The sequence below is a fragment of the Streptomyces liangshanensis genome, from assembly GCF_011694815.1.
Taxonomy (GTDB): domain Bacteria; phylum Actinomycetota; class Actinomycetes; order Streptomycetales; family Streptomycetaceae; genus Streptomyces; species Streptomyces liangshanensis.
This window is the reverse complement of record NZ_CP050177.1, coordinates 1,608,953-1,631,001: the sequence shown is the minus strand read 5'-3', so window position 1 is coordinate 1,631,001 and position 22,049 is coordinate 1,608,953. Positions and strand designations below refer to the sequence as shown.

The window sequence follows — 22,049 nt, the reverse complement described above, 5'->3', positions numbered from 1 at the left end:
GAAGCGGGAGGGGGAAGGGGGGACGGGTCAGTGGATGATTCCGGTACGGAGGGCCACGGCGACCATCCCCGCCCGGTCACCCGTGCCGAGCTTGCGCGCGATACGGGCGAGGTGGCTCTTCACGGTCAGGGCCGAGAGGCCCATCGAGACACCGATGGCCTTGTTGGACTGGCCCTCGGCGACGAGTCTGAGCACCTCGACCTCACGGCCGGAGAGCTCGCGGTAGCCGCCCGGGTGGCTCGGGGCGCCCGGGGGGCGGCGGTGCATCCGCGGTCCCGCGCCGATGGGCGCGGCGCCGGGACGGGTCGGGTGGCCGATGTTCGTACGCGTACCGGTCACGACGTAGCCCTTGACGCCGCCCGCGAGGGCGTTGCGCACCGCGCCGATGTCGTCGGCGGCGGACAGGGCGAGACCGTTGGGCCAGCCTGCGGCCCGGGTCTCGGAGAGCAGGGTCAGCCCGGAACCGTCGGGCAGGTGGACGTCGGCCACGCAGATGTCGCGCGGGTTGCCGACGCGGGGACGGGCCTCCGCGATGGACGACGCCTCGATGACGTCACGGACTCCAAGGGCCCACAGGTGGCGGGTGACGGTGGAGCGGACGCGCGGGTCGGCCACGACGACCATGGCCGTCGGCTTGTTCGGGCGGTAGGCGACCAGGCTTGCGGGCTGCTCGAGGAGAACGGACACCAGGCCTCCTGGGGGAAGGTGCGTGCGGGACGTCTCCGGCGCTGGGGATGAAGCCGGGGCGAACCGTGCTTGAAGGGTCATTCACCTCTTCGGCACCAAACGCGTCGGCCTTTAGAGAATGATCACGATTTGGTGAGTAACAATTCGGGCAATTCGGATACGTGATCGATCATCCTACGAGTGGTCAGTCGCCGAAGGCCTCCCCGGAGATGATCCGGGGAGGCCTTCGGGGCGTGCGGCGTAGCCGTGCTGAGGGGGCGTCAGGAGACCTGGGGGCCGCGCCGCTGGGGAAGGGACACCACGCCCGCGTCCGGCCCTCCGTGGGCCGGTCCAGGCCCTACCGGGGGCAACCCCGCGAGCTGGCACAGCAGATCGCACCAGCCCGCCAGGTGCGCCGCGGTGTCCGGCACCCCGCCCCGGCCCTCCCGCGGTGTCCAGGACGCCCGGATCTCGATCTGCGTCGCGGGCCTGCGCTCCGAGAGCCCGCCGAAGTAGTGCGACCCCGCACGGGTGACCGTGCCGCTCGCCTCCCCGTACGACAGCCCCCGCGCCTCCAGCGCCCCGGTCAGCCACGACCAGCACACCTCGGGGAGCAGCGGGTCCGCCGCCATCTCCGGCTCCAGCTCCGCCCGTACCAGCGTCACCAGCCGGAACGTCCCCTGCCACGCGTCGTGCCCCGACGGGTCGTGGAGCAGCACCAGCCTGCCGTCCGCGAGGTCGTCCTCCCCGTCGACGACCGCCGCCTCCAAGGCGTACGCGTGCGGGGCCAGCCGCTTCGGCGGCGGGGTCGGGTCGATCTCGATCTCGGGACGCAGCCGTGCCGTCCGCAGTGCCTCGACCGCCTGCCGGAAGGCCCGCGGAACGCCGTCCCCCTCCCCTTCCCCGTCCCTGCCCCCCGTTCCCTCGGTGCCGTTGGAATGATCGGAAAACTGTCCCTGAGCCGCAGCCATGCGGGGAAGAGTAGGCGGAACGGGGGCCGCGTGCGGGGAGGGACACCCGGGCCGGGCCCGCGGCTTACCCGTACATGCGAAGATTCTGGTCGTGAGCGCCATGGAACGCCCCTCGGGCCAGCAGCCGACGACGTACGACTCCGCCTTTATGAAGGCGTGCAGACGCGAACCCGTGCCGCACACGCCGGTCTGGTTCATGCGCCAGGCGGGCCGCTCGCTGCCCGAGTTCCTCAAGGCGCGCGAGGGCATCCCGATGCTGGAGTCCTGCACCCGCCCGGAGTTGGTGGCGGAGATCACCCTCCAGCCGGTACGGCGCCACCAGGTCGACGCCGCGGTCTACTACAGCGACATCGTCGTCCCGCTCAAGGCCATCGGCATCGACCTGGACATCAAGCCCGGGGTCGGCCCGGTCATCGCCGACCCGATCAGGACCCGCGCCGACCTCGCGCGGCTGCGCGACCTCACCCCCGAGGACGTGTCGTACGTCACGGAGGCGATCGGCCTGCTCACGGCCGAGCTGGGGGACACCCCGCTCATCGGCTTCGCGGGCGCGCCCTTCACGCTCGCCAGCTACCTCATCGAGGGCGGCCCCTCCCGTACGTACGAGCGCACGAAGGCCATGATGTACGGCGACCCGGACCTCTGGGCCGACCTCGTCGACCGCCTCGCGGCCATCACGAGTGCCTTCCTGAAGGTCCAGATCGAGGCGGGCGCGAGCGCCGTCCAGGTCTTCGACTCCTGGGCCGGGGCGCTCGCCCCCAAGGACTACCGCCGCTACGTCATGCCGGCGTCGGTGAAGGTCTTCGAGGCGGTCGCCCCGTACGGGGTGCCGCGCATCCACTTCGGGGTCGGCACCGGCGAACTCCTCGGCCTGATGGGCGAGGCGGGCGCGGACGTCGTCGGCGTCGACTGGCGCGTCCCGCTGGACGAGGCGGCCCGCCGGGTCGGTCCCGGCAAGGCGCTCCAGGGCAACCTGGACCCGACCGTGCTCTTCGCCCCCACCGAGGTGGTCGAGACCAAGGCGCGCGAGGTGCTGGACGCCGCGGCGGGCCTGGAGGGCCACGTCTTCAACCTGGGCCACGGCGTCATGCCGAGCACCGACCCGGACTCCCTGACCCGCCTCGTCGACTACGTGCACACCCAGACCGCCCGCTGAGCCGGCGCCCCCCCCGGGGGCCCGGTCACATGCCCGCCGCGCGCACCGCCGTCACGGCCTTGCGGGCGGCGACCAGGACCGGGTCCCAGACCGGGGAGAACGGCGGCGCGTAGCCGAGGTCCAGGGTGGTCATCCGCTCCACCGTCATGCCCGCGGTCAGGGCCACCGCCGCGATGTCCACCCGCTTCGCCGCGCCGCGGCGGCCGACGATCTGCGTGCCCAGGAGCCGTCCCGTACGGCGCTCCGCGAGCATCTTCACCGTCATCGGGGTGGCGCCCGGGTAGTAGCCGGCGCTGTCGGTGGACTCGACGGTCGCGGTGACGAAGCGCAGCCCCGCCCGGCGCGCGTCCTTCTCCCGCAGGCCCGTCCGCGCGATCTCCAGGTCGCAGACCTTGCTGACGGCCGTGCCCACCACGCCGGGGAACGTCGCGTACCCGCCGCCCACGTTCGCCCCGATGACCTGGCCGTGCTTGTTCGCGTGGGTGCCGAGCGCGAGGTGCCGGGTCGCGCCCGAGACCAGGTCGAGCACCTCGACGCAGTCGCCGCCCGCCCAGACGTTCTCGTGACCGCGCACCCGCATCGACAGGTCGGTGAGCAGCCCGCCGTACGCGCCGAGCGGCAGTCCCGCCGCCCGGGCGAGCGTCGTCTCGGGACGGACACCCATGCCGAGGATGACCAGGTCGGCGGGGTACGTGGCGTCCTCGGTGGCCACCGCGCGCGCCCGGCCGTCCTCGCCGGTGAGGATCGCGGTGAGGGTGGCGCCGCCGACGGTGGTGATGCCCAGGCCGTCCATCGCCGTGCGCACGAGCCGTCCCATGTCCGGGTCGAGCGTCGCCATCGGCTCGTCGTCGCGGTGGACGACGGTGACCTCGTAGCCGCGCCTGAGGAGCGCCTCGGCCATCTCGACCCCGATGTACCCGGCCCCGACCACCACCGCCCGCCCGCCGTCCCGGCCGGCCAGGGTGTCCAGCAGCGCCTGACCGTCGTCGAGGGTCTGCACGCCGTACACGCCCGGCGCGTCGATGCCGGGCAGCGGCGGCCTGACGGGGCGCGCGCCCGTGCCGATGACCAGGTGGTCGTAGCCGGTCCAGCTCTCCGTACCGGTCGCGAGGTCACGCGCCCGCACCCGCCCGCCGGGCACGTCGATCTCCACCACCTCCGTGCGGGTCCGCAGGTCGATCGCGCGCTCGCGGTGCTCCTCGGGCGTGCGCGCGATCAGGGCGTCCGGACCCGACACGTCACCGCTCACCCAATACGGGATCCCGCACGCGGAGTACGAGGTGAAGTGGCCGCGTTCGAAGGCGGTGATCTCCAGCCGGTCCGGCCCCTTGAGCCTGCGGGCCTGCGACGCGGCGGACATGCCCGCCGCGTCGCCGCCGATGACCACCATGCGTTCCGCTGCCATGCGCCCGACCTTCCGTTCCGTCTTCCGCGCTTCCGCGACGGAACGCTACGCGGGCGCGGTGGGTCACTCCCGCTCGCGGGGCCCTTCCTGCCCGTCGGTGGCCGGGGCCGGGGCCGGGGCGGAGGCCGGGGCCTGCTCCTGCTCCTGCGTCGGAGCGGGCCGCGCGGCCGGAGGGACCGGAGCGGGCTGCGCGGCCGGGGCGGGCCGCGCGGTCGCCTGGGCGGGGACGGTGGCCGGGGCGGGACGCCGCAGCCTGCCGCGTACCAGACGCCACAGCGCGTAGAGCACGGCCAGCGCGGCGGCGAACGGCGCCACCGCCCCGATCGCCACGGCCACCCAGCGCAGGGTCGACACGAACGCGTCCCAGCCGCCGCCCAGCGCGTCCAGGAACGTCGGGTCGTCGTCCGAGCCGTCCCCCTTCTCCAGCGGGACCTCGGTGAGGTCGAGCGTGACGGTCGCCAGCGTCGTACGGTTCTTCAGCGACGACTGCCGGGCGAGCAGCGACTCCAGATCCGCCTGACGGCGGCTCAACTCCCCCTCCAGCTGCACCACATCGCTCAGCTTCGTCGCCTGGTCCATCAACTCCCGTACGCGCGCCACACTCACGCGCTGCGAGGCGACCCGGCTCTCGACGTCGACCACCTCGTCGGTGACGTCCTTCGCGCTCGCCGTACGGGACAACAGCTTCCCGGTCCCGGCCAGTTCGCGCAGCACGCCGTCGTACGCCTCCTGCGGCACCCGCAGCACGACCGTCGTCGACACGTGGTCGTCCTCGACCCGCTCCGTGGACTCCTTCTCGACCAGACCGCCGGCCCCCAGCACCACCGAACGGGCCGTCGCGAGCGCCTTCCGGGCGTCCTTGACCTCCACGGCGAGCTGCGCGGTCCTGATGACATGGGTCACGGCGGGCACCGCGTTCCCCGGATCCTTCGCCGCCGTGGCCGGAGCTTCCGCGACGGCGCCCTCCCCACCGGGCCCCGGCCGGTCGGCGGCCTGCCCCCCGTCGTCGGACTTCGACTGCGACATCAGGTCGTTCCCGCCGCCCGCGCCGCATCCGGCGAGTGCGAGTGAGACGGTGAGCAGTGCCGCCGCGAGTGCGGACATCTTCCGCATGAGACCCCCCTGGATCATTCACGAGTACTGCGGGTTCGACGGAACGGGGTGGGGTACGGGTTTCCCTTTCGTGGTCCCGAAGAGGTCACGGTCGGGACTCGTTACGGGTTTGAGAGAGTGGGCCCATGGAGTCGAACGCGCAGCACGTCAGCACACACACCGGCCGGGTCGTGGTCATCGGCGGCGGCATCGCCGGTCTCGCCGCCGCACACCGGCTGCTCGGCGCGGGCGTCGCGGTGACGCTGCTCGAAGGCTCCGGGCGCCTCGGCGGGAAGCTCCTCACGGGCGAGATCGAGGGCGTCGCCGTCGACCTCGGCGCCGAGTCCATGCTCGCGCGCCGGCCCGAGGCCGTCGGCCTCGCGGAGGAGGTGGGGCTCGGCGGCCGGCTCCAGCCGCCGACCGCCGGCGGCGCCTCGGTGTGGACCAGGGGCGCGCTGCGGCCGATGCCCAAGGGCCACGTCATGGGCGTGCCCGGCGACGCCGCCGCCCTCGCCGGCCTCCTCTCCGACGAGGGCCTCGCCCGGATCGCCCGGGAACCGGACCTCGCGCCCACCGAGGTCGGGGACGACGTGTCCGTCGGGGAGTACGTCGCCGAACGCCTCGGCCGCGAGGTCGTGGACCGGCTGGTGGAGCCCCTGCTCGGCGGGGTCTACGCGGGCGACGCGTACCGCATCTCCATGAAGGCCGCCGTACCGCAGCTCTTCGCCGCCGTCCGTACGCACGACTCGCTGCTCGCCGGCGTCCGCGACCTCCAGGCGAAGGCGGCCAGGGACCCGCGCTCCGGCGCGGTCTTCGCGGGCCTCGCCGGGGGAGTGGGCACCCTGCCCGGGGCCGTCGCCGACGCCGTGCGGGCCGGCGGGGGCGAGATCCTGCTCGACACCCCCGTCCTCGGCCTCGGCAGGACGCCCGACGGCTGGCGGATCCGTACCGGCACCGGCGTCCTGACCGCCGACGGGGTGGTCCTGGCGACCCCCGCGTGGTCCGCCGCCACGCTGCTCGCCGCCGAATCACCCGCCGCGTCCGCCGAGTTGGCCGCCGTCGAGTACGCCTCGATGGCGCTGGTCACCCTGGCCTTCCGGCGGGACGAACTCGCCGGGATGCCCGAGGGCAGCGGCTTCCTCGTACCGCCCGTCGACGGCCTCACCATCAAGGCGTCCACCTTCTCCACCCGCAAGTGGGGCTGGGTCGCCGACGCCGCGCCCGACCTGTTCCTCCTGCGCACCTCCATCGGCCGGTACGGCGAGGAGGAACACCTGCACCGCGACGACGCCGACCTGGTCGACGTGTCCCTGCGCGACCTCGGCGAGGCGACCGGGCTCGACGCGAAGCCGGTGGCGAGCGAGGTGACCCGGTGGATCGGCGGCCTGCCCCAGTACCCCGTCGGCCACCAGGCCCGCGTCGAGCGCGTCCGCGCCGCCGTCGCCGAACTCCCCGGCCTGCGGGTCTGCGGCGCGGCCTACGACGGCGTCGGCATCCCCGCCTGCGTCGCGAGCGCCCGGCGCGCCGCCGACGAGATCATCGCCACGTCGACCCTGGCGCGGGGCACCGGACGGGGCGCGGGAGAATAGCCGCATGACTGCTGCACCAGACAAGACGCCGAACGCCGGCAAGAAGGCGAAGGACCTCAACGAGGTCATCCGCTACACCCTGTGGTCCGTCTTCAAGCTGCGCGAGGCGCTGCCCGAGGACCGGGGCGGGTACGCAGAGGAGGTCCAGGAGCTGTTCGACCAGCTCGACGCCAAGGACGTGACGGTACGCGGCACGTACGACGTGTCGGGGCTGCGCGCCGACGCCGACGTCATGATCTGGTGGCACGCCGAGACCGCCGACGAACTCCAGGACGCGTACAACCGCTTCCGCCGCACCCGGCTCGGCCGGGCGCTGGAGCCGGTGTGGTCGAACATGGCGCTGCACCGCCCCGCCGAGTTCAACAAGTCGCACGTCCCGGCGTTCCTCGCCGACGAGACGCCCCGCGACTACGTCAGCGTCTACCCCTTCGTCCGCTCCTACGACTGGTACCTGCTGCCGGACGAGGAGCGCCGCCAGATGCTCGCGGACCACGGCAAGATGGCGCGTGGCTTCCCGGACGTCCGCGCGAACACCGTCGCGTCGTTCTCGCTCGGCGACTACGAGTGGATCCTCGCCTTCGAGGCCGACGAGCTGTACCGCATCGTCGACCTGATGCGGCACCTCCGCGCCTCCAAGGCCCGGCTGTACGTCCGCGAGGAGGTGCCGTTCTACACCGGGCGGCGCAGGTCCGTCGCGGACCTGGTCGCCGGGCTGGCGTAGGGACCGCCGCCCCGGTCCCTGGCCCGGTATCCGGCCCGGCCTTTCGCCGGGCCGGGCCGGGGGCGGGTCAGCCGTGGATGGCCCACAGCCGGGTGTCGCCGTCCAGGATGACGACGTTGCCGTCCTCCTGGAGGACCAGCTTCGCGCTCGGGTGGCCGTAGGTGTTCGAGGCCCAGATCGGACGGTCGTCGGCGTTGTGGACGACCAGGTTGCCGTCGGTCTGGAACTCCGCGGTGTGGCCGCTGCCGAAGGTCATGGCCGCCCAGGTGGGCCGGTCGTCCTCGTTGTAGACGACCAGGTTGCCGTCCGGCTGGATGATCAGGCTGATCCGGTTCGTCGCCCAGGACTGCCCAGTCATGATCTTGCTCCCCCCGGTGACCGTCGTGCGCGTCCACGCCACCGCCTTGGTCGGCTTCGGGGACGGCTTCACCGAGGGCTTGGGCGGGGCCGGCTTCTCGGAGGCCTTCGGTGTCTCCGGGGCCTCGGTCGTGGGGTCGGCCACCGGGGGCGGGGGAGCCGCCTTCTTCTCGCGTACGGTCGCGGACGCCGTGGGACTCGGCGAGGGCGAGGGGCTGCTGGGGGTGTAGTCGCTCGTCCTCGTGTCCTGCGGCGCCGCTTCCAGCACCGTGCCGGCCGCTTCGGGCACGGTCTGCGCGGCCGTCTCCTGGTCCCCGTCGCGCAGGACGAGGAACGGTACGGCGAGGAGTACGGCCCCGACGAGCGCGGCGGCGGCGAGCATCTGCTTCTTGGGCTGTCCGGGGCCGGGCTCGCCCGAGGCGGACGGGCCTTCGGGCGGTGGGGCCGCCCCGGCGTGCGCGGCGGCGGTGGGTGCGGCGGGGGAGGGCACGGCGACGGTGGGTGCGGTGGTGCTGGATGCGGTGGCGGAGGCGGCCGCTCCCTCCGGTTCGGCGGTTCGCGCCGGGGCCGTGGCGGCGCCGGTCGGCCGCGCGGCGGCCGGGGCGGTGCCGGGGGACCCGGTGGTCGCGGCGGCGGTGGCCGCGCCGGGCGCGGCGGGGGATTCCGCGCGCGTACCCGGGCCCGTAGGCGGTCCGGCGGGCTCCGCCGGGGACGCCGCGGGCCCTGGGCGCTCGGGGACCAGGGCCTCACCCGGGTCCCCGGCCGAGGCCGGCAGGGCGACCGCGACACGTACCTGCGCCTGACGCGAGGCGGGTCCCCGCGGGGCGCCCGCCTCTCGCTGTGGGGGCATTCCATGGTCCTTTCGGGAGGGGGATCAGGAGGCACGGACGGACCGTCAGGGGGTCCGGTCGAGCAGGTCGGGACCGCCGACCAGGGCGCTCGCCGCCGGCAGGTCCTCCGGGAGCAGGAGCCGCAGATCGTCCAGCGAGGGCGCCGCCATGGTGCCCAGCCGGCGCGCCTGCCGCGTCATGATCGCGTCGAGCAGCTGCCGGGACGTACGGGCGTTGCCGAAGGAACGGTCGCGGGGCAGCGTGTCCACGTACGCGTGCAGCGCCGCCAGGGTGCCGGGCGGGCAGTCGTACCCGGAGACGGACGCCTGCTGGGACATGATGCCCACCAGTTCCTCCGTGCTGTAGTTCTCGAACTCCACCGACCGGGAGAACCGGGAGGCCAGGCCGGGGTTGGAGTCGAGGAAGCGCCGCATCTCCTCGGTGTAGCCGGCGGCGATGACCACGACCTCGTCGCGGTGGTCCTCCATCAGCTTGAGCAGCGTCTCGACGGCCTCACGCCCGAAGTCCGAGGTGGATCCCTCCGGGGTGAGCGTGTACGCCTCGTCGATGAACAGCACGCCGCCCAGGGCCCGTTCGAAGACCTCCTTGGTCAGCTGCGCGGTGTGGCCCACGTACCTGCCGACCAGGTCGGCGCGCGCCACCTCCACCAACTGCCCCTGAGGCAGCACCCCGAGGGAGTGCAGCAGGTCCGCGTAGAGCCGGGCCACGGTCGTCTTGCCGGTGCCGGGAGGCCCCGAGAAGATCAGGTGGTGGCTGATCCTCGGCGTGGGCAGTCCGGCGGCCTCCCGCTGCTTCGTGGCGGCGAGCAGGGACACCAGGTCGGTGACCTCGCGCTTGACCGCGCCCAGACCGATCATCGCGTCGAGCCGGCCCAGCAGGTCCCGCGAGTGGTCGGCCCGGTCCGTCCCGGCGTCGGGCGCGGGCGCCACGTCCTCGGGGAGCAGCAGCGACAGGTCGCTCTCGGCGGGGTCGGTCATGGAGCTGAGCCGGAAGGCCTGCCGGTCCACCATCTCCTCGAACACCCGCCGCGCGGCACGGCCGTTGCCGAAACCGGCGCCCCGCGTCATCTGCCCGTAGTGCAGGGCGAGGGCGCCGAGGGTGCTCGGCTCCAGTTCGTAACGGTGCGCCTCGCACATGGACTTGGTGATGGTGACGAGTTCGTCCACGGAGAAGTTGGCGAACTCCACGGTGCGGGTGAAGCGCGAGGCGAGGCCGGGGTTCGAGGAGAGGAACGAGTCCATCTCGTCGGTGTATCCGGCGGCGATCACCACCACGTCGTCCCGGTGGTCCTCCATCAGCTTGAGCAGGGTGTCGACGGCCTCCTTGCCGAAGTCGGCGCCGGACCCCTTGCTGTCGGAGAGGAGGGTGTACGCCTCGTCGACGAACAGGACCCCGCCTAGGGCCTCGTTGAACGCCTCGGTGGTCTTGATGGCCGTACCGCCGATGACCTGGGCCACGAGATCCGCCCGGGAGACCTCGACCAGATGACCGGAGCGCAGCACGCCCAGGTCCTTGAGGATCCCGCCGTACAGCCGTGCCACCGTGGTCTTTCCGGTGCCGGGCGGCCCCGAGAAGACCAGATGGCGGCTCATGGGAGGGGCCGGCATCCCGAGCCTGGCCCGCCGCTGCGCCAGTTGGTTGAGATTGACGAGCGTCCTGACCTGGTGCTTGACCTCGGCGAGTCCGGTCAGTGCCTCCAGCTCCTCCAGGGGGCCTTCGGGGGCCACGCGGTCGGGTCCGCCGCCGGCGTTCCGCGCGGGCCGCACGCCGGTGTCGTCGCGTGTCGCGCCCCAGGCGTCCGGCACGGCGTTGTCGGTGCTGACCAGGTCCTCCACCGTGAGCCGGTCGCCGGCCCGGGTCTGCCGCATCCCGGCGCCCCGGTTCTCCCGCACGGAGCACCCGGTGACCGTCACCTGCTCGGCGCTGTCGACGCGGATGCCGTCGCCGAGACTCCCCGAGGCGCGGCAGGCGTCGAGGGACGCGCGGGCGCCGTTCGCGAGGAGGACGCCGTGCGCGCCCGACCCGGTGATGTGGGCGCGGAGCGCGGTCAGTTGGCCGCCGTTCTCGACGGCGACGCCGGAGCCGCCGACCGTGTGGATCTCGCAGTCCCGTACGGTCCCGATGCCGCCGGGGCCCACCTGGATCCCGGTCTCGGCCGCCCCGCGCACGACCGTGTCGCGCATCTCCAGGTTGCCGCCCCCGGACACCACCACGGCGGTGGCGCCCGCGTTCTCGATCTCGCCGCCCTCCAGCCGCCCCCGGCCGTCGTCGACGACCTCCAGCGCGTGGCCGCGGGCCGACAGGACCCGGACGTGCCGCAGCAGCGGATGCGCTCCGGTGCGGACGAGGATCCCCGTACCGGCGGCGTCCGTCACCTCCAGGCGGTCGAACTCGGCCGCGGACTCGTCCTCCAGGAGCACCGAGGCCGCCTTGTCGGCGCAGTCGCGGACCGTCGTGCCGGTGAGCAGCGGGGCTCCCGAGCCCATGACGCGGATCGCCGGGACGACCGAGGTGTCGAACGCGCAGTCCTGGAACGATCCGCGTGAACGCTCCGTGACGGCGAGGCCGTTGCCCTTCGTGCGGGCGGTGGCGCAGCGGATCAGTTCGGGGTCGGAGCCGGCGGCGAGCGCGATGCCGGGGCCCGTGGTGTCCGTGACGGTGACCTGGTCGAGGGACGGGCGCGAGTCGCTGGTGACGTACACACCGACGGTGGTGTCGTGGACGGCCGTCCGGAGCACGCGGGTGCTGCTGCTGCCCTCCAGGGCGAGCGCGGGCTTCTCGGTGCCGGATATGTCGCAGTCCTCGATCAGGCCCCTGGCCTCGCCGTTGGCCAGGATGCCGTTGCCGCGCGCGTCCCGGACGCGGCAGCCCCGTACCGTCGTGCGCGCCTGCTCACCGAGGACCACACCGGACGTGCCGAGATTCTCGACGACGCAGTCCGCGATGACACTGCCGGTCGGCGCGGTGTCCACGATCCCGGCGCCTTCCGGGTTGCTGACCCGGCAGTTCCGCATGGCCAACGCCCCTGATTCGCGGGCGAGTACGGCCGTCCAGCCGGATCCGACGACGGTGCAGCCGTCCATGGCGACCTGGCCGCGCGGCGCGTCGACCACCGGGAAGTCCTCCGAACCGCCGCGCAGCGTCAGGTCGGTGAGCATCACGGCGTCGGCGACGAGGACGAGGGCGGTGCCGCGGCGCGGGCAGATCTCCACCGTACCCCGCTCGCCCTCGGCGACCAGGGTGACCCGGTTCCTGACGGTGAGGTTCTCGGGGTACCGGCCGGGGGAGATCCGGATGACCGCTCCCGTACGCGCCTTCGCCAGGGCCTCGCCGATGGTCCGGAAGCTGTCGGGCCGGACGCCGTCCGGTTCGTCCGGGCTCACCGTGAGCAACTGCCGTGACACGCTGGGACCTCCTTGATTCGGCGCCCCGACCGACGGCGGGCGCGCGCCCGGTGAAGGCTACGGGAACGACGACGCCATCATCCATGAACCGTACGGGAGTTGTTTCGCTGTTCGCCGTCGTTTCCCCCCGAGGCCGGCCGCCGCGCGGTCGGCACACCGACACGCCGGTCGCATAGTGTGCCCACCATGCGACACGTCCCCTCTCCACGGGCGGCCCGCCGCGCGGCGGCCGGCCTGCTCGGGCTCTGCGCGGCCGTCGTCCCCGCGGGTCCCGCGGCCCTCGCCGACTCCGTCCAACTGCCCGTCGTACGCGCCGTGCTGGCACCCGGGGACCCGTGCGCGGGCGCCTCCGGAGAGACGGCGCGCGAACAGCCGTGGACGGTACGGGCCTTGGGCCTCTCCCGGGCCTGGTCGCTGTCCCGGGGCGCCGGGGTGACGGTGGCGGTGGTGGACACCGGCGTCGGTACGGGAGTGCCGGCCCTCGCGGGCCGGGTCACCGCCGTCGACGGCGCCGGGGACTGCGTGGGGCACGGGAGTTTCGCGGCCGGGCTCGTCGCGGGCGCGCCCCTCGACGGGGTGGGTCCCGTGGGCGTGGCGCCGGGCGCGCGGATCCTCGCGGTGCGCGGGACCGACGACCGCGGGGTGGCGACCCCCGCACGGGTCGCGGACGGCATCAGGGCGGCGGCCGACGGCGGGGCGCGGGTCATCTACGTGGCCGCGGCCCTGCCCACGGGCAAGTCCGAGCTGACCGCCGCCGTGGCGCACGCGGCCGGCCGGGACGCCCTCGTCGTCGCGCCCGCCGCGCCGGACGCGCTGCCCGTCGAACGGGTCGGCGGCGCCCCGGTCGTCCGGCCCGAGCCCTGGTACTGGCCGGCGGCGGCCCCCGGGGTGCTCTCCGTGAGCGACTACGGCCCCGACGGCTCACGGCCCGAGGACGCGCCCGTGGTGGGGGGCGTGGACCTGGCCGCGCCGGGCGACGCGGTGGTCGGGGTCGGCCCGAAGGGCTCCGGCCACTACCTCGGCTCGGGGGCCTCCCTCGCGGCGGCCCACGTGGCCGGGGCGGCGGCGCTGGTGAGGGCGCGCCGGCCGGAGCTGACGGCGGCGCAGACGTCACAGCAGCTGACGGGCACGGGCTACCCGGCGGACCCGGTGCGGGTCGACGTGTACGCGGCGATGACGATGGTCCTGGACGCCGGCCGGGCCGCACCGGCACCGCCGCCGGCCCGGATGCCGCCGCCGCCCTCGGCTGCCCCCCTGAACCGGGCCCTCGTCATCGGCGCCGTGGGAGGCGCGCTGGTCCTGCTGGTCGCGGCGGCCGCGGTGGTGATCCCGCGCGGGAGGGCCCGCGGCTGGCGCGCCGCGGACACCCCGTACCCCGCTCCCTGATCCCGGCGGGCCTCAGGCCGTGTCCGGGTCCGCGACCTTCGCCGTCTGCACCCGGACCGTCCTGCGCCGCGCGATGCGGACGGCGCGGCCCGGCGGCAGGATCTGGCCCTTCACGTTCCCGAACACGTACCCCTCCGAGGGCGGGCACGAGAGCAGCAGCGCAGGGGTGTTGACCTCCTGGAGGCGCCGCATCAGGTGGTCCCCGAGCCCCCGCCCCGCGCCCGACGCCGAGCGTGCCACCACGATGTGCAGCCCGACCTCGTACCCGAGGGCCAGTTGGTCGAGCAGCGGGTCGAACGGCGCGTTCATCGGCCCGGTGCCGACCATGTCGTAGTCGTCGACCAGGATGAACAGGCGTGGTCCCGTCCACCAGTCGCAGAGCTTCATCCGGGCGGGCGCGATGTCCGGTCCCGGCATCCGGGTCTTCACGGCCCGCGCCGCCCCGTCCACCAGGTCCTTCAGCGCGTCGATGGAGACCGCGTGCCCCAGGCGGTACGCGTCGGGCACCGCCTCCACCAGGTCGCGGCGGTAGTCCACGATCATGATGCGGGCCTCCGCCGGGGTGTAGCGGGCCATGATGGCCTGCGCGGTGAGCCGCAGCAGGTTGGTCTTGCCGCTCTCGGTGTCACCGACCACGATCATGTGCGGGTTCTCGCCGAAGTCGTGCCAGACGGTGGACAGTTCGTCCTCCTCCAGCCCGATCGGGATCCGGAAGTCTCCCTCCGGGGCCGGCAGTTCGGCCACCGGGAGTTCGGTCGGCAGCATGCGTACGGGCGGCGCCGGCGGACCGGTCCAGCTCTCCCGTACGGCCGCCACGAGGCCCGCGACCCCCTCCGTGAGGTCCTCGGCCGACTCCACGCCGTCGATCCGCGGCAGCGCCGTCAGATAGTGCAGCTTGCCGTCCCTGGTCAGGCCGCGGCCCGGGATCCGGGGGACGGTGGCGGCACGGCGCATGTCGATCTCGGAGTCCATCGCGTCGCCCATCCGCAGCTCCAGGTGGGTGGCCGCCTGGTCGCGGACGGCCGACGACAGCTCGACCCACCGGGCCGTGGTCACGATGAGGTGGATGCCGTAGTTGAGGCCCCGCGCGGCGATCGCGTTGAACGTGGCGATGTGCCGTTCGTAGTCCTGCCGGACGGTGGACCACCCGTCGAGCACCAGGAACACGTCACCGTGCGGTTCGTCCGGGAACTCCCCGGCGGCGCGGCGGCGGCGGAAGGTGGCCATGGAGTCGATGCCCTGGTCGAGGAAGAAGCGCTCCCGGGCCGCCAGGATGCTGTTGACCTCGGCGATCGTACGGCCCACCCGCTCGCTGTCCAGGCGCGAGGCGACCCCGCTCATGTGCGGCAGCCCGGCCAGCCCCGCCAGGGTTCCGCCGCCGAAGTCCAGGCAGTAGAACTGCACTTCGCGCGGCGTGTGGGTGAGCGCCAGGGACGCGAGGATCGTCCGGACCATCGTGCTCTTGCCGCTCTGCGGACCGCCCGCGATCGCGACATGCCCTCCCGCGCCCGCGAGGTCGACCAGCAGCAGGTCGCGGAGCTGGTCGAAGGGCCGGTCGACGATGCCGATGGGCACCTGGAGCCGGGCCCGGCCCGGCGTGGCCCCGGTGGTGAGTCCCCGCTCGGGGTCGGGGGTGAGCGGCGGCAGGACCTGGTCGAGCGTCGAGGGCAGGTCCAGCGGCGGCAGCCACACCTGGTGGGCCGGCGGCCCTGCGCCCAGCAGCCGTTCCACCGCGACGGACAGCAGCGTCTCACCGGTCTCGTCCGTCTCCGGTTCGGGCGCGGCCGGCAGATGGCGGGGGACCACGTACCCCGTCGTCCACGGGACGGTCTGGCTGGCGACCCGCGCCTGGTTCGCGCTGCCGCGCCGCTGCCGGTACGGCCCCGACACGTACGCCGCGCGGAAGCGCGTCAGCGCCTCCACCCCCGACTTCAGGAAGCCGGCGCCGGGCTGCGACGGCAACTGGTAGGCGTCCGGCACCCCCAGGACCCCGCGGCTCTCCATCGCGGAGAACGTGCGCAGCCCGATCCGGTAGGACAGGTGGCTCTCCAGCTGGTGCATGCGGCCCTCGTCGAGCCGCTGCGAGGCGAGCAGCAGATGGACGCCGAGGCTGCGCCCGAGCCGCCCGATCATCACGAACAGCTCCATGAACTCGCGATGCGCCGCGAGCAGTTCACTGAACTCGTCGACGACGACGAACAGGCTGGGCAGCGGGTCGAGCGGGGTGCCCGCCGCCCGCGCCTTCTCGTAGTCCAGCGCCGAGGTGTAGTTGCCCGCGCTGCGCAACAGCTCCTGGCGCCGGACGAGTTCGCCGTGCAGGGCGTCCTGCATCCGGGAGACGAGGGCCGCTTCGCCCGCCAGGTTGGTGATCACGGCGGAGGTGTGCGGGAGTTCGTCCAGGCCGAGGAAGGTCGCGCCGCCCTTGAAGTCGACCAGGACGAAGTTGAGCGTCTCGGAGGAGTTGGCGAGCGCGAGGGCCAGCACCAGCGTCCGCAGCAGCTCGCTCTTGCCGGAGCCGGTGGCGCCGATGAGCATGCCGTGCGGCCCCGTACCCCCTTGCGCGGACTCCTTGATGTCCAGCTCCACGGGCGTCCCGTCCGCGCCGACCGCGATCGGCACCCGCAGTCGGTTGGGCCCGGTGTTGCGCTGCCACAGCGTCGGCGGGTCGTGCCGGAACAGGTCGGTGATGCCCAGCAGCGTGGTCAGTTCGACGTTCGTGGAGAGGGGCTCGGCGACATCGGTGCCGATGCCCATCCGGTAGGGGGCCAGGCGTTTCGCCAGCGCCGCCGCCCCGCCCGCGCCGAAGGCGTCCGGCCTGCCGAGCGAGGTCGTCTGCTCCTTGCGGTCCCGGTCCGTCCGTACGAGACCGAAGGTGTCCTCCGCCACGTCGAAGCGCAGGGTCACCCGGCCCGGACGCCAGGTCAGCGCGCCCGTGAGGTCGAGGACCACCGTGTTGCGCAGCCCCGGCCCGTCGAGCCGGTGCCCGCCCGGGACCGTACCGCCGTCGATCACGATGACGGTGAACGGCTCCTCGCGGCCGGCGGCCGCGTCGGGGTCGAACGGCGGGCGCTCCAGGAACTCCGCGCCGAGCAGGTCCTCCAGCTCGTTGAAGGCCGCGCCCGTCATCCTGGCCGGGCCCGCCCCGTCGGTCTCCTGGGGGTGCAGGTGGTGCGGGAGCCACTTGACCCACTCCCAGTCGGCCCGCCGCTCGTCGGACACGCACAGCGCGACCCAGACGTCGTCCGGCGAGTGGAACGTGACCAGTTGGGCCACCATGGCCCGCGCCACGGACCGGATCGCCTCCTCGTCACCCCGGAACAACACCCGTGCCCAGGCCCGCAGATAGATCGCGATCGGCTGCTCCGGCACGGTCGAGTAGGCGCGGATGAAGCTGCGCAGCGCGTGCGCCGCGAGCGGTTCCAGGTCCTCCACCGGGCTCGTCGACAGCGGGGTCAGCCGCAGCCCCAGCTTCTGCTCACCGACGGCGACCCTGATCTCGCCGAAGTCCTCGTCGTGCGGGCGGCGTTCCCACAGCCGGGTGGAGCCCACCAGGGACCACAGCGCGGCCGGCGCCGGGTGCCGCCAGGCGAGGGCCTTCTGCTGGTCGACCACCGCGGCGCGCACCTTGCGCCGGGTCTGGGTGAGATAGCGCAGGTAGTCGCGCCGCTCGCCCTTGAGCCGCTGCTTGCGCTCGCCGCTCTTGCGCATGACCTGGCCCAGCATCATCGCGCCGGCCGAGATCACCATCAGGCCCAGCGCGAGGTAGATGAAGCTGCCGCCGCCGCTCGCCATGCCGGGCCGCATGAACATCAGCATCATGGACACCGACATCAGCGCCATCGGCAGATAGGTCCACACCGCCGAACTGTCGGGAACCACCTCGGGGAGCGTGGGCGGCTCCTGGAGAGTGATCTCGCCCTCGGGCATCTCCGGGCCTCGCCTGCGGGCCGGCCTGCGGAACAGCACCACACTCAACGAACAGTCTCCTCGCGGGGGCAGTCGGGCGGCGGTCGGGGGACGGTCGGTACGGGAGCGACCGTGCGCCGATCGGTACGAAAGCAACCGTGCACCAGCCGGTCGAACTCCGACAGACTGATCCACCGAACCATCCGCTACCGTTCAACTCTACTGAGCTGTGTGACTGTTGACGGTTCATGTGGCGAGCGTTCCGTGAGATCGCGACACCGGCAGCCGTACCCCGGAGAGGCGTGACCCAGCCCGATGAGTGACAACCAGGTGGCCGGTCTGTGCCGCCTGACCGTGCGCGCCCCCGCCCGCAGCATCGACCTGGCCGTGCCGGCCGACGTGCCGGTGGCCGACCTGCTGCCCGCGATCCTCGGCTACGCCGGCGACGGCCTGGAGGAATCCGGCATCGAGCACGGCGGCTGGGTGCTCCAGCGCCTCGGCGGCGCGCCCCTGGACGAGGAGCGGACCCTCGAATCGTTCGACCTGCGCGACGGGGAGACCGTCTACCTCAGACCGCGCACCGAGTCGCTCCCCGAGGTGCACCTCGACGACCTGGTGGACGGCATCTCCACCACCATGCTCGGCCGCCCGTACGGCTGGAGCCCCGAGGCCGGGCGGCGCCTGCTGCGCGGCCTCGCCGTGGCCCTGCTCCTCACCGGCCTGCTCGTCCTCGTCCTGCCGGGCGGCTCCGCGGCCCCCCGGGCCCTGTGCGCCGCCGGGGCCGGGCTGCTGCTGCTCGCCGGGGCCGCCGCGGCCAGCCGCGCCGTCGGTGACGCCGGCGCCGCCGCCGCGCTGGGCGCCATGGTCGCCCCCTACCTGGCGCTGGCGGGCTGGCTCCTCACCGGGGGAGACCTGGGCGGACCCCATCCGTACGAGGTGCTGGGCCCCCGGCTCGTCGCGGCCTCCGCCGCCGCGGCCGGCGGCGCCGTCCTCGCCCTCGCGGTGGTGGCCTCGTTCGCCGCGCTGTTCCTCTGCCTCGCGGTGGTCTCCGTCTTCGGCGCGCTGGCCGGGGTCCTCATGATCACGGCCGACCTGCCGCCGGAACACACCGCGGGCATCGTCGCGCTGGCCGCCGTGGTCCTCGGCGCGTTCGTCCCCAGCCTGTCCTTCCGGATGTCGGGGCTGCGGATGCCGCCCCTGCCCACCAACGCCCAGCAGCTCCAGGAAGGCATCGAACCGCACGCCACCGCCGCCGTCGCGGCGCGCGCCGTCGTCGCCGACGGCTGGATGACCTCGCTGTACGGGGCGGTCGGGCTGGTCTGCGCCGGCAGCCTCACGCTGCTCGTCCACCGTACGGACCTGCCCGAAGTCGTCATGGCGATCGCGCTCGTGGTGCTGCTGGCCCTGCACGCCCGAGGCCTCGGCCATGTGTGGCAGCGGCTCTCGCTGGTCCTGCCGGCCGTCTGGGGCACCCTCCTGCTGGTCTTCACCGGCGCGCAGGGCGACACCCCGTCGGGCCGGCTGCTGACGGTCGCCGGGCTGCTCGCCGCCACGGCCCTCGTCGCCATCCTGTCCTGGACGGTGCCGGGCCGCCGCCTCGTCCCGTACTGGGGCCGGGCCGCCGAACTGCTGCACTCCACGGCGGCGATCAGCCTGCTGCCACTGGCGCTGTGGGTGCTCGGTGTGTACGGCGCGCTGCGCGGCATGAACGCCTGAGACCGGAGCAGAGGAGCAGCACCGTGCAGTCCAAACGCGATCAGGTCCAGGCGCACATGTTCGTCATGGGACGGCTGACGTCCGGCATGCTCCGCGGCGACCCGGACGCCCCGGAGAGCCCGCAGGGCAGGACCAACCGGGGCGTGGCGATGGGCATCGTGATCGCCGTCCTGCTGTCGGCGGGCGCGTTCGTCTTCGGCCTGCTCAAACCCGGCACCAAGGACTCCTGGCAGGAGGCGGGCACCCTCGTCGTCAGCAAGGACACCGGCTCCCGCTACCTCTACCTGGACGGCAGACTGCGCCCCGTACGCAACTACGCCTCCGCGCGGCTGCTCGCCGGCGCCGGCATGAAGACCACCATGGTCGGGGCCGCCTCGCTGGACGGAACCCCGCACGGCGCGCCCGTCGGCATCACCGGGGCCCCCGACGCCCTGCCGTCCGGCGGCGGCCTCGACACCGGCCCCTGGCAGGTGTGTTCGGGCTCGGCCGGCGGCGCCCCCTCCACCACCCTCGCGGTCGGCACCGCCACCGAGGGGGCCGGACTCGGCTCCGCCCAGGGGCTGTTGGTGACCGGCCCCGACCGGGCCGACTACCTCGTCTGGCGGGGGAGCAAGCTGCGCCTCGACACGGCGGGCGGCGCCCCGAGGGCCCTCGGGTACGGCGAGGCGCGGCGCGTCCCGGTGTCGGCCGCGTTCCTCAACTCCCTGCCCTCCGGGCCCGATCTGAGCCCGCCCGACGTGCCGGACCGGGGCGCCGCGGGCCCGGGCCTGAGCGGCCGGAAGACCAGGATCGGCGAGGTCTTCCGGATCACCGTCCCGGGCGCCGCGGACCGCTACTACCTGCTGCGGCGCGAGGGCCTGGACCCGCTCACGGCGACCGGCGCCGCGCTCGTGCTCGGCGATCCCGACACCAGGAAGAAGGTGTACGCGGGCGCCGCCGCCACGGCGGCCCCGCTGGGCACCGACGCGCTGGCGGGCCGTCAGGCGCCCCCCTCGGCGGAACCGGCGAGCGGTGCCGGGCTCCCCGAGGCGCCGCCCCGGGCGGTCGCCGTGGAACCCGGGCAGACCGCCTGCGTACGGGTCCAGGCGGGCACGGCCGGCACCCGGGTGGGCGTGGCCCTCGTACGGCAGGCGACCCTCGGGCCGGCCGCGCAGGCGCCGCCCGAAGGCCTGACCCCGGCGTGCGCGGCGGTCGGCAGGATCGTCGTGCGGCCCGGTGGCGGGGCCCTGGTCCACGCGCTCGGGGCCGGCGGCGGTGAGGTGGGCGGCACGGTCTACCTGGTGACGGACACCGGGATGAAGTACCGGATGTCGGGGCGGGCGCTGACCGCCCTCGGCTACACCCAGGCGCAGGCCCAGGGCCTGCCGTCGCCGCTGCTCGCCATGCTGCCCACGGGCCCCGATCTCAGCCCCGAGGCGGCGGCGGCCGGCCGCAGTGTCGGCACGGCGCCGCCGTGCGCGACGGCCCGGGTGGCCGTCCGGTGAACGCGAGGAAGGAGAGCCGGCAAGAACGGGCGGGTGCCACATGAACTTCACAGAACTCATTGCCCCCACAACTCCCGCCTGTCTAGGTTCAGTTGATTGAGGTTCACAGCGATCCGAGGAGGTGCACGTCCATGGCGGGCATGCAGCAGTCAGAGGCACAGGCCACACGGAACGGCGTCCAGGCGCTGGAGCAGGCGTTCACCGGCATCCAGAACTGCCGGCGGGACGTCGAGAACATGAAGTTCAACCTCTCCTCCGGACTCAAGGGCACGGACGGCAAGGCGTTCCAGGACCTGCTCAAGCAGTGGGACGACCAGGCGGAGGTCATCTCGCGGAACGTGATGAGCATGGTCGACACGCTCAACGAGACCCTCAAGCAGCAGGGCATGGTCCAGGGCGCGTCCAACGAGGCCATCAACCAGGCGTACAGCCAGTCGCAGTCGGTCTTCGACGCCCTGCGCGGCTGATCAGCCCCCCATCCCACCACCGCGAGACGAGGCACCGATGAGCGACTTCACCGACGGATACATCTACGTCGACTACTCCCACACGCAGAACGCCGCGGACGACATGGTCCAGCAGACCAAGGCCATCGCGAGCATCCTCGCCAACCTCGACGCCGAACTCGATGCGCTGAAGGCGACCTGGGAGGGTGAGGACCGGGAGGTCTACACCCAGAAGCAGGTGGCCTGGAACGCGGCCGTCGACTCCATGAAGGCCCTGCTCGCCAGCCACTCGACGCTGCTCACCGAGGTGTCCGAGGGCTACAAGTACAGCGAGAGGTCCCTGACCCAGCTGTGGGAGGGCGTCCGCGTCGGACGCTGACGCGCACCGTACCGCCGACCCCCCGGCCGGGCCCGTAAGAATCGCAATCGGAGGAAGCCCACATGGCGAACAGCGCTCCCGTGAACCTGGACAAGGCGTGGCTGGAGAACTTTCTCACCCACGACGTCCGGCCCTTCGCGGAACAGATCAGGAAGATCATGGCGGACGACCCGGACACGGACGTCCCCGCCCTGGCCAACCTGCTGAGCGAGGGTGAGCACGGGCCCGCTGTTCTGCCGGGTGCGCTGCTGCCGCTGACCCTGGGCGGGATGCAGAAGGACGCCGACACCAACGGGTCGCACCTCGACACGGCCGTCACCAAGATGATCAACGACATCAAGACGATCTTCGAGGAGCAGAAGACCCTCTTCGAGAGCATCGACGAGAACCTCGCGACCAGCATCGAGAAGCTCTTCGCCACCCAGTCCGAGAGCCTCGACAAGATCGACGGCGAGAAGCTCCTCGACATCTTCGGGGACATCGACGAGGCCCTCGGCGGCGGCGGGGAGGACGACTGACC

At 73.5% G+C, this 22,049-nt stretch carries 16 protein-coding genes; 9 read left to right on the top strand and 7 right to left on the bottom strand.

The genetic code is table 11. The features are described 5' to 3' along the window. Positions 1–27: 27 nt before the first annotated feature. Together HA039_RS06990 and HA039_RS06985 are read right to left on the bottom strand one after the other, a co-directional pair. Entirely contained in the window at positions 28–687 is a 660-nt protein-coding gene (locus HA039_RS06990) for a helix-turn-helix transcriptional regulator (protein ID WP_161312622.1), read from the bottom strand. A 260-nt stretch (positions 688–947) separates the two neighbouring features. Then, positions 948–1,637 (bottom strand): DUF3000 domain-containing protein, encoded by a 690-nt coding sequence (locus tag HA039_RS06985; protein WP_167025356.1) that lies wholly within the window; start codon positions 1,635–1,637, stop codon positions 948–950. Between the two features lie 91 nt (positions 1,638–1,728). Between HA039_RS06985 and hemE the strand changes: the two genes are divergently transcribed. After that, the gene (gene hemE, locus HA039_RS06980; RefSeq protein WP_167025353.1) at positions 1,729–2,793 is read left to right on the top strand and encodes a uroporphyrinogen decarboxylase; all 1,065 of its coding nucleotides are present in this window, start codon (positions 1,729–1,731) and stop codon (positions 2,791–2,793) included. Positions 2,794–2,818: 25 nt separating this feature from the next. Here the strand turns inward: hemE and HA039_RS06975 are convergent, their stop codons facing one another. Both HA039_RS06975 and HA039_RS06970 read right to left on the bottom strand, forming a co-directional pair. Further along, positions 2,819–4,198, bottom strand: coding sequence for an FAD-dependent oxidoreductase (locus HA039_RS06975; protein ID WP_167025349.1), 1,380 nt, complete (start codon positions 4,196–4,198; stop codon positions 2,819–2,821). A 63-nt stretch (positions 4,199–4,261) separates the two neighbouring features. Continuing rightward, positions 4,262–5,311 carry a DUF4349 domain-containing protein gene (locus tag HA039_RS06970; RefSeq protein WP_243869239.1) on the bottom strand — a complete coding sequence of 350 codons (1,050 nt, stop codon included), beginning with the start codon at positions 5,309–5,311 and terminating at the stop codon, positions 4,262–4,264. Positions 5,312–5,436: 125 nt separating this feature from the next. Between HA039_RS06970 and hemG the strand changes: the two genes are divergently transcribed. Together hemG and hemQ are read left to right on the top strand one after the other, a co-directional pair. After that, on the top strand, positions 5,437–6,879 hold the full coding sequence (gene hemG / locus HA039_RS06965) for a protoporphyrinogen oxidase (protein WP_167025343.1): 1,443 nt from the start codon (positions 5,437–5,439) through the stop codon (positions 6,877–6,879). Between the two features lie 4 nt (positions 6,880–6,883). Then, positions 6,884–7,600: a hydrogen peroxide-dependent heme synthase gene (hemQ, locus tag HA039_RS06960; protein WP_167025340.1), complete on the top strand. Its 717-nt coding sequence runs from the start codon at positions 6,884–6,886 to the stop codon at positions 7,598–7,600. Between the two features lie 67 nt (positions 7,601–7,667). On the opposite strand, the gene HA039_RS06955 is transcribed toward hemQ, so the two are convergent. Then, positions 7,668–8,807: a hypothetical protein gene (locus HA039_RS06955; protein WP_208298556.1), complete on the bottom strand. Its 1,140-nt coding sequence runs from the start codon at positions 8,805–8,807 to the stop codon at positions 7,668–7,670. A gap of 45 nt (positions 8,808–8,852) precedes the next feature. Continuing rightward, positions 8,853–12,212: a right-handed parallel beta-helix repeat-containing protein gene (locus HA039_RS06950; protein ID WP_167025337.1), complete on the bottom strand. Its 3,360-nt coding sequence runs from the start codon at positions 12,210–12,212 to the stop codon at positions 8,853–8,855. Positions 12,213–12,398: 186 nt separating this feature from the next. Here HA039_RS06950 and HA039_RS06945 point away from each other — a divergent pair, with 186 nt between their 5' ends. Beyond that, positions 12,399–13,598: a S8 family serine peptidase gene (locus tag HA039_RS06945; protein WP_167025334.1), complete on the top strand. Its 1,200-nt coding sequence runs from the start codon at positions 12,399–12,401 to the stop codon at positions 13,596–13,598. A gap of 12 nt (positions 13,599–13,610) precedes the next feature. On the opposite strand, the gene eccCa is transcribed toward HA039_RS06945, so the two are convergent. After that, positions 13,611–17,567, bottom strand: a complete 3,957-nt coding sequence (eccCa, locus tag HA039_RS06940) for a type VII secretion protein EccCa (RefSeq protein ID WP_208298772.1) — start codon at positions 17,565–17,567, stop codon at positions 13,611–13,613. 252 nt (positions 17,568–17,819) lie between these two features. Here eccCa and eccD point away from each other — a divergent pair, with 252 nt between their 5' ends. From eccD to HA039_RS06915, 5 genes are all read left to right on the top strand, one after another. Continuing rightward, positions 17,820–19,220 (top strand): type VII secretion integral membrane protein EccD, encoded by a 1,401-nt coding sequence (gene eccD / locus HA039_RS06935; RefSeq protein WP_167025331.1) that lies wholly within the window; start codon positions 17,820–17,822, stop codon positions 19,218–19,220. A 23-nt stretch (positions 19,221–19,243) separates the two neighbouring features. Beyond that, entirely contained in the window at positions 19,244–20,704 is a 1,461-nt protein-coding gene (eccB, locus tag HA039_RS06930; protein ID WP_167025328.1) for a type VII secretion protein EccB, read from the top strand. Between the two features lie 131 nt (positions 20,705–20,835). Then, complete coding sequence (locus HA039_RS06925) at positions 20,836–21,171, top strand: hypothetical protein (RefSeq protein ID WP_167025325.1); 336 nt, start codon at positions 20,836–20,838, stop codon at positions 21,169–21,171. 37 nt (positions 21,172–21,208) lie between these two features. After that, positions 21,209–21,529 (top strand): WXG100 family type VII secretion target, encoded by a 321-nt coding sequence (locus HA039_RS06920; protein ID WP_167025322.1) that lies wholly within the window; start codon positions 21,209–21,211, stop codon positions 21,527–21,529. A gap of 62 nt (positions 21,530–21,591) precedes the next feature. Continuing rightward, positions 21,592–22,047 carry a type VII secretion system-associated protein gene (locus HA039_RS06915; protein ID WP_167025319.1) on the top strand — a complete coding sequence of 152 codons (456 nt, stop codon included), beginning with the start codon at positions 21,592–21,594 and terminating at the stop codon, positions 22,045–22,047. Positions 22,048–22,049: the final 2 nt, after the last annotated feature.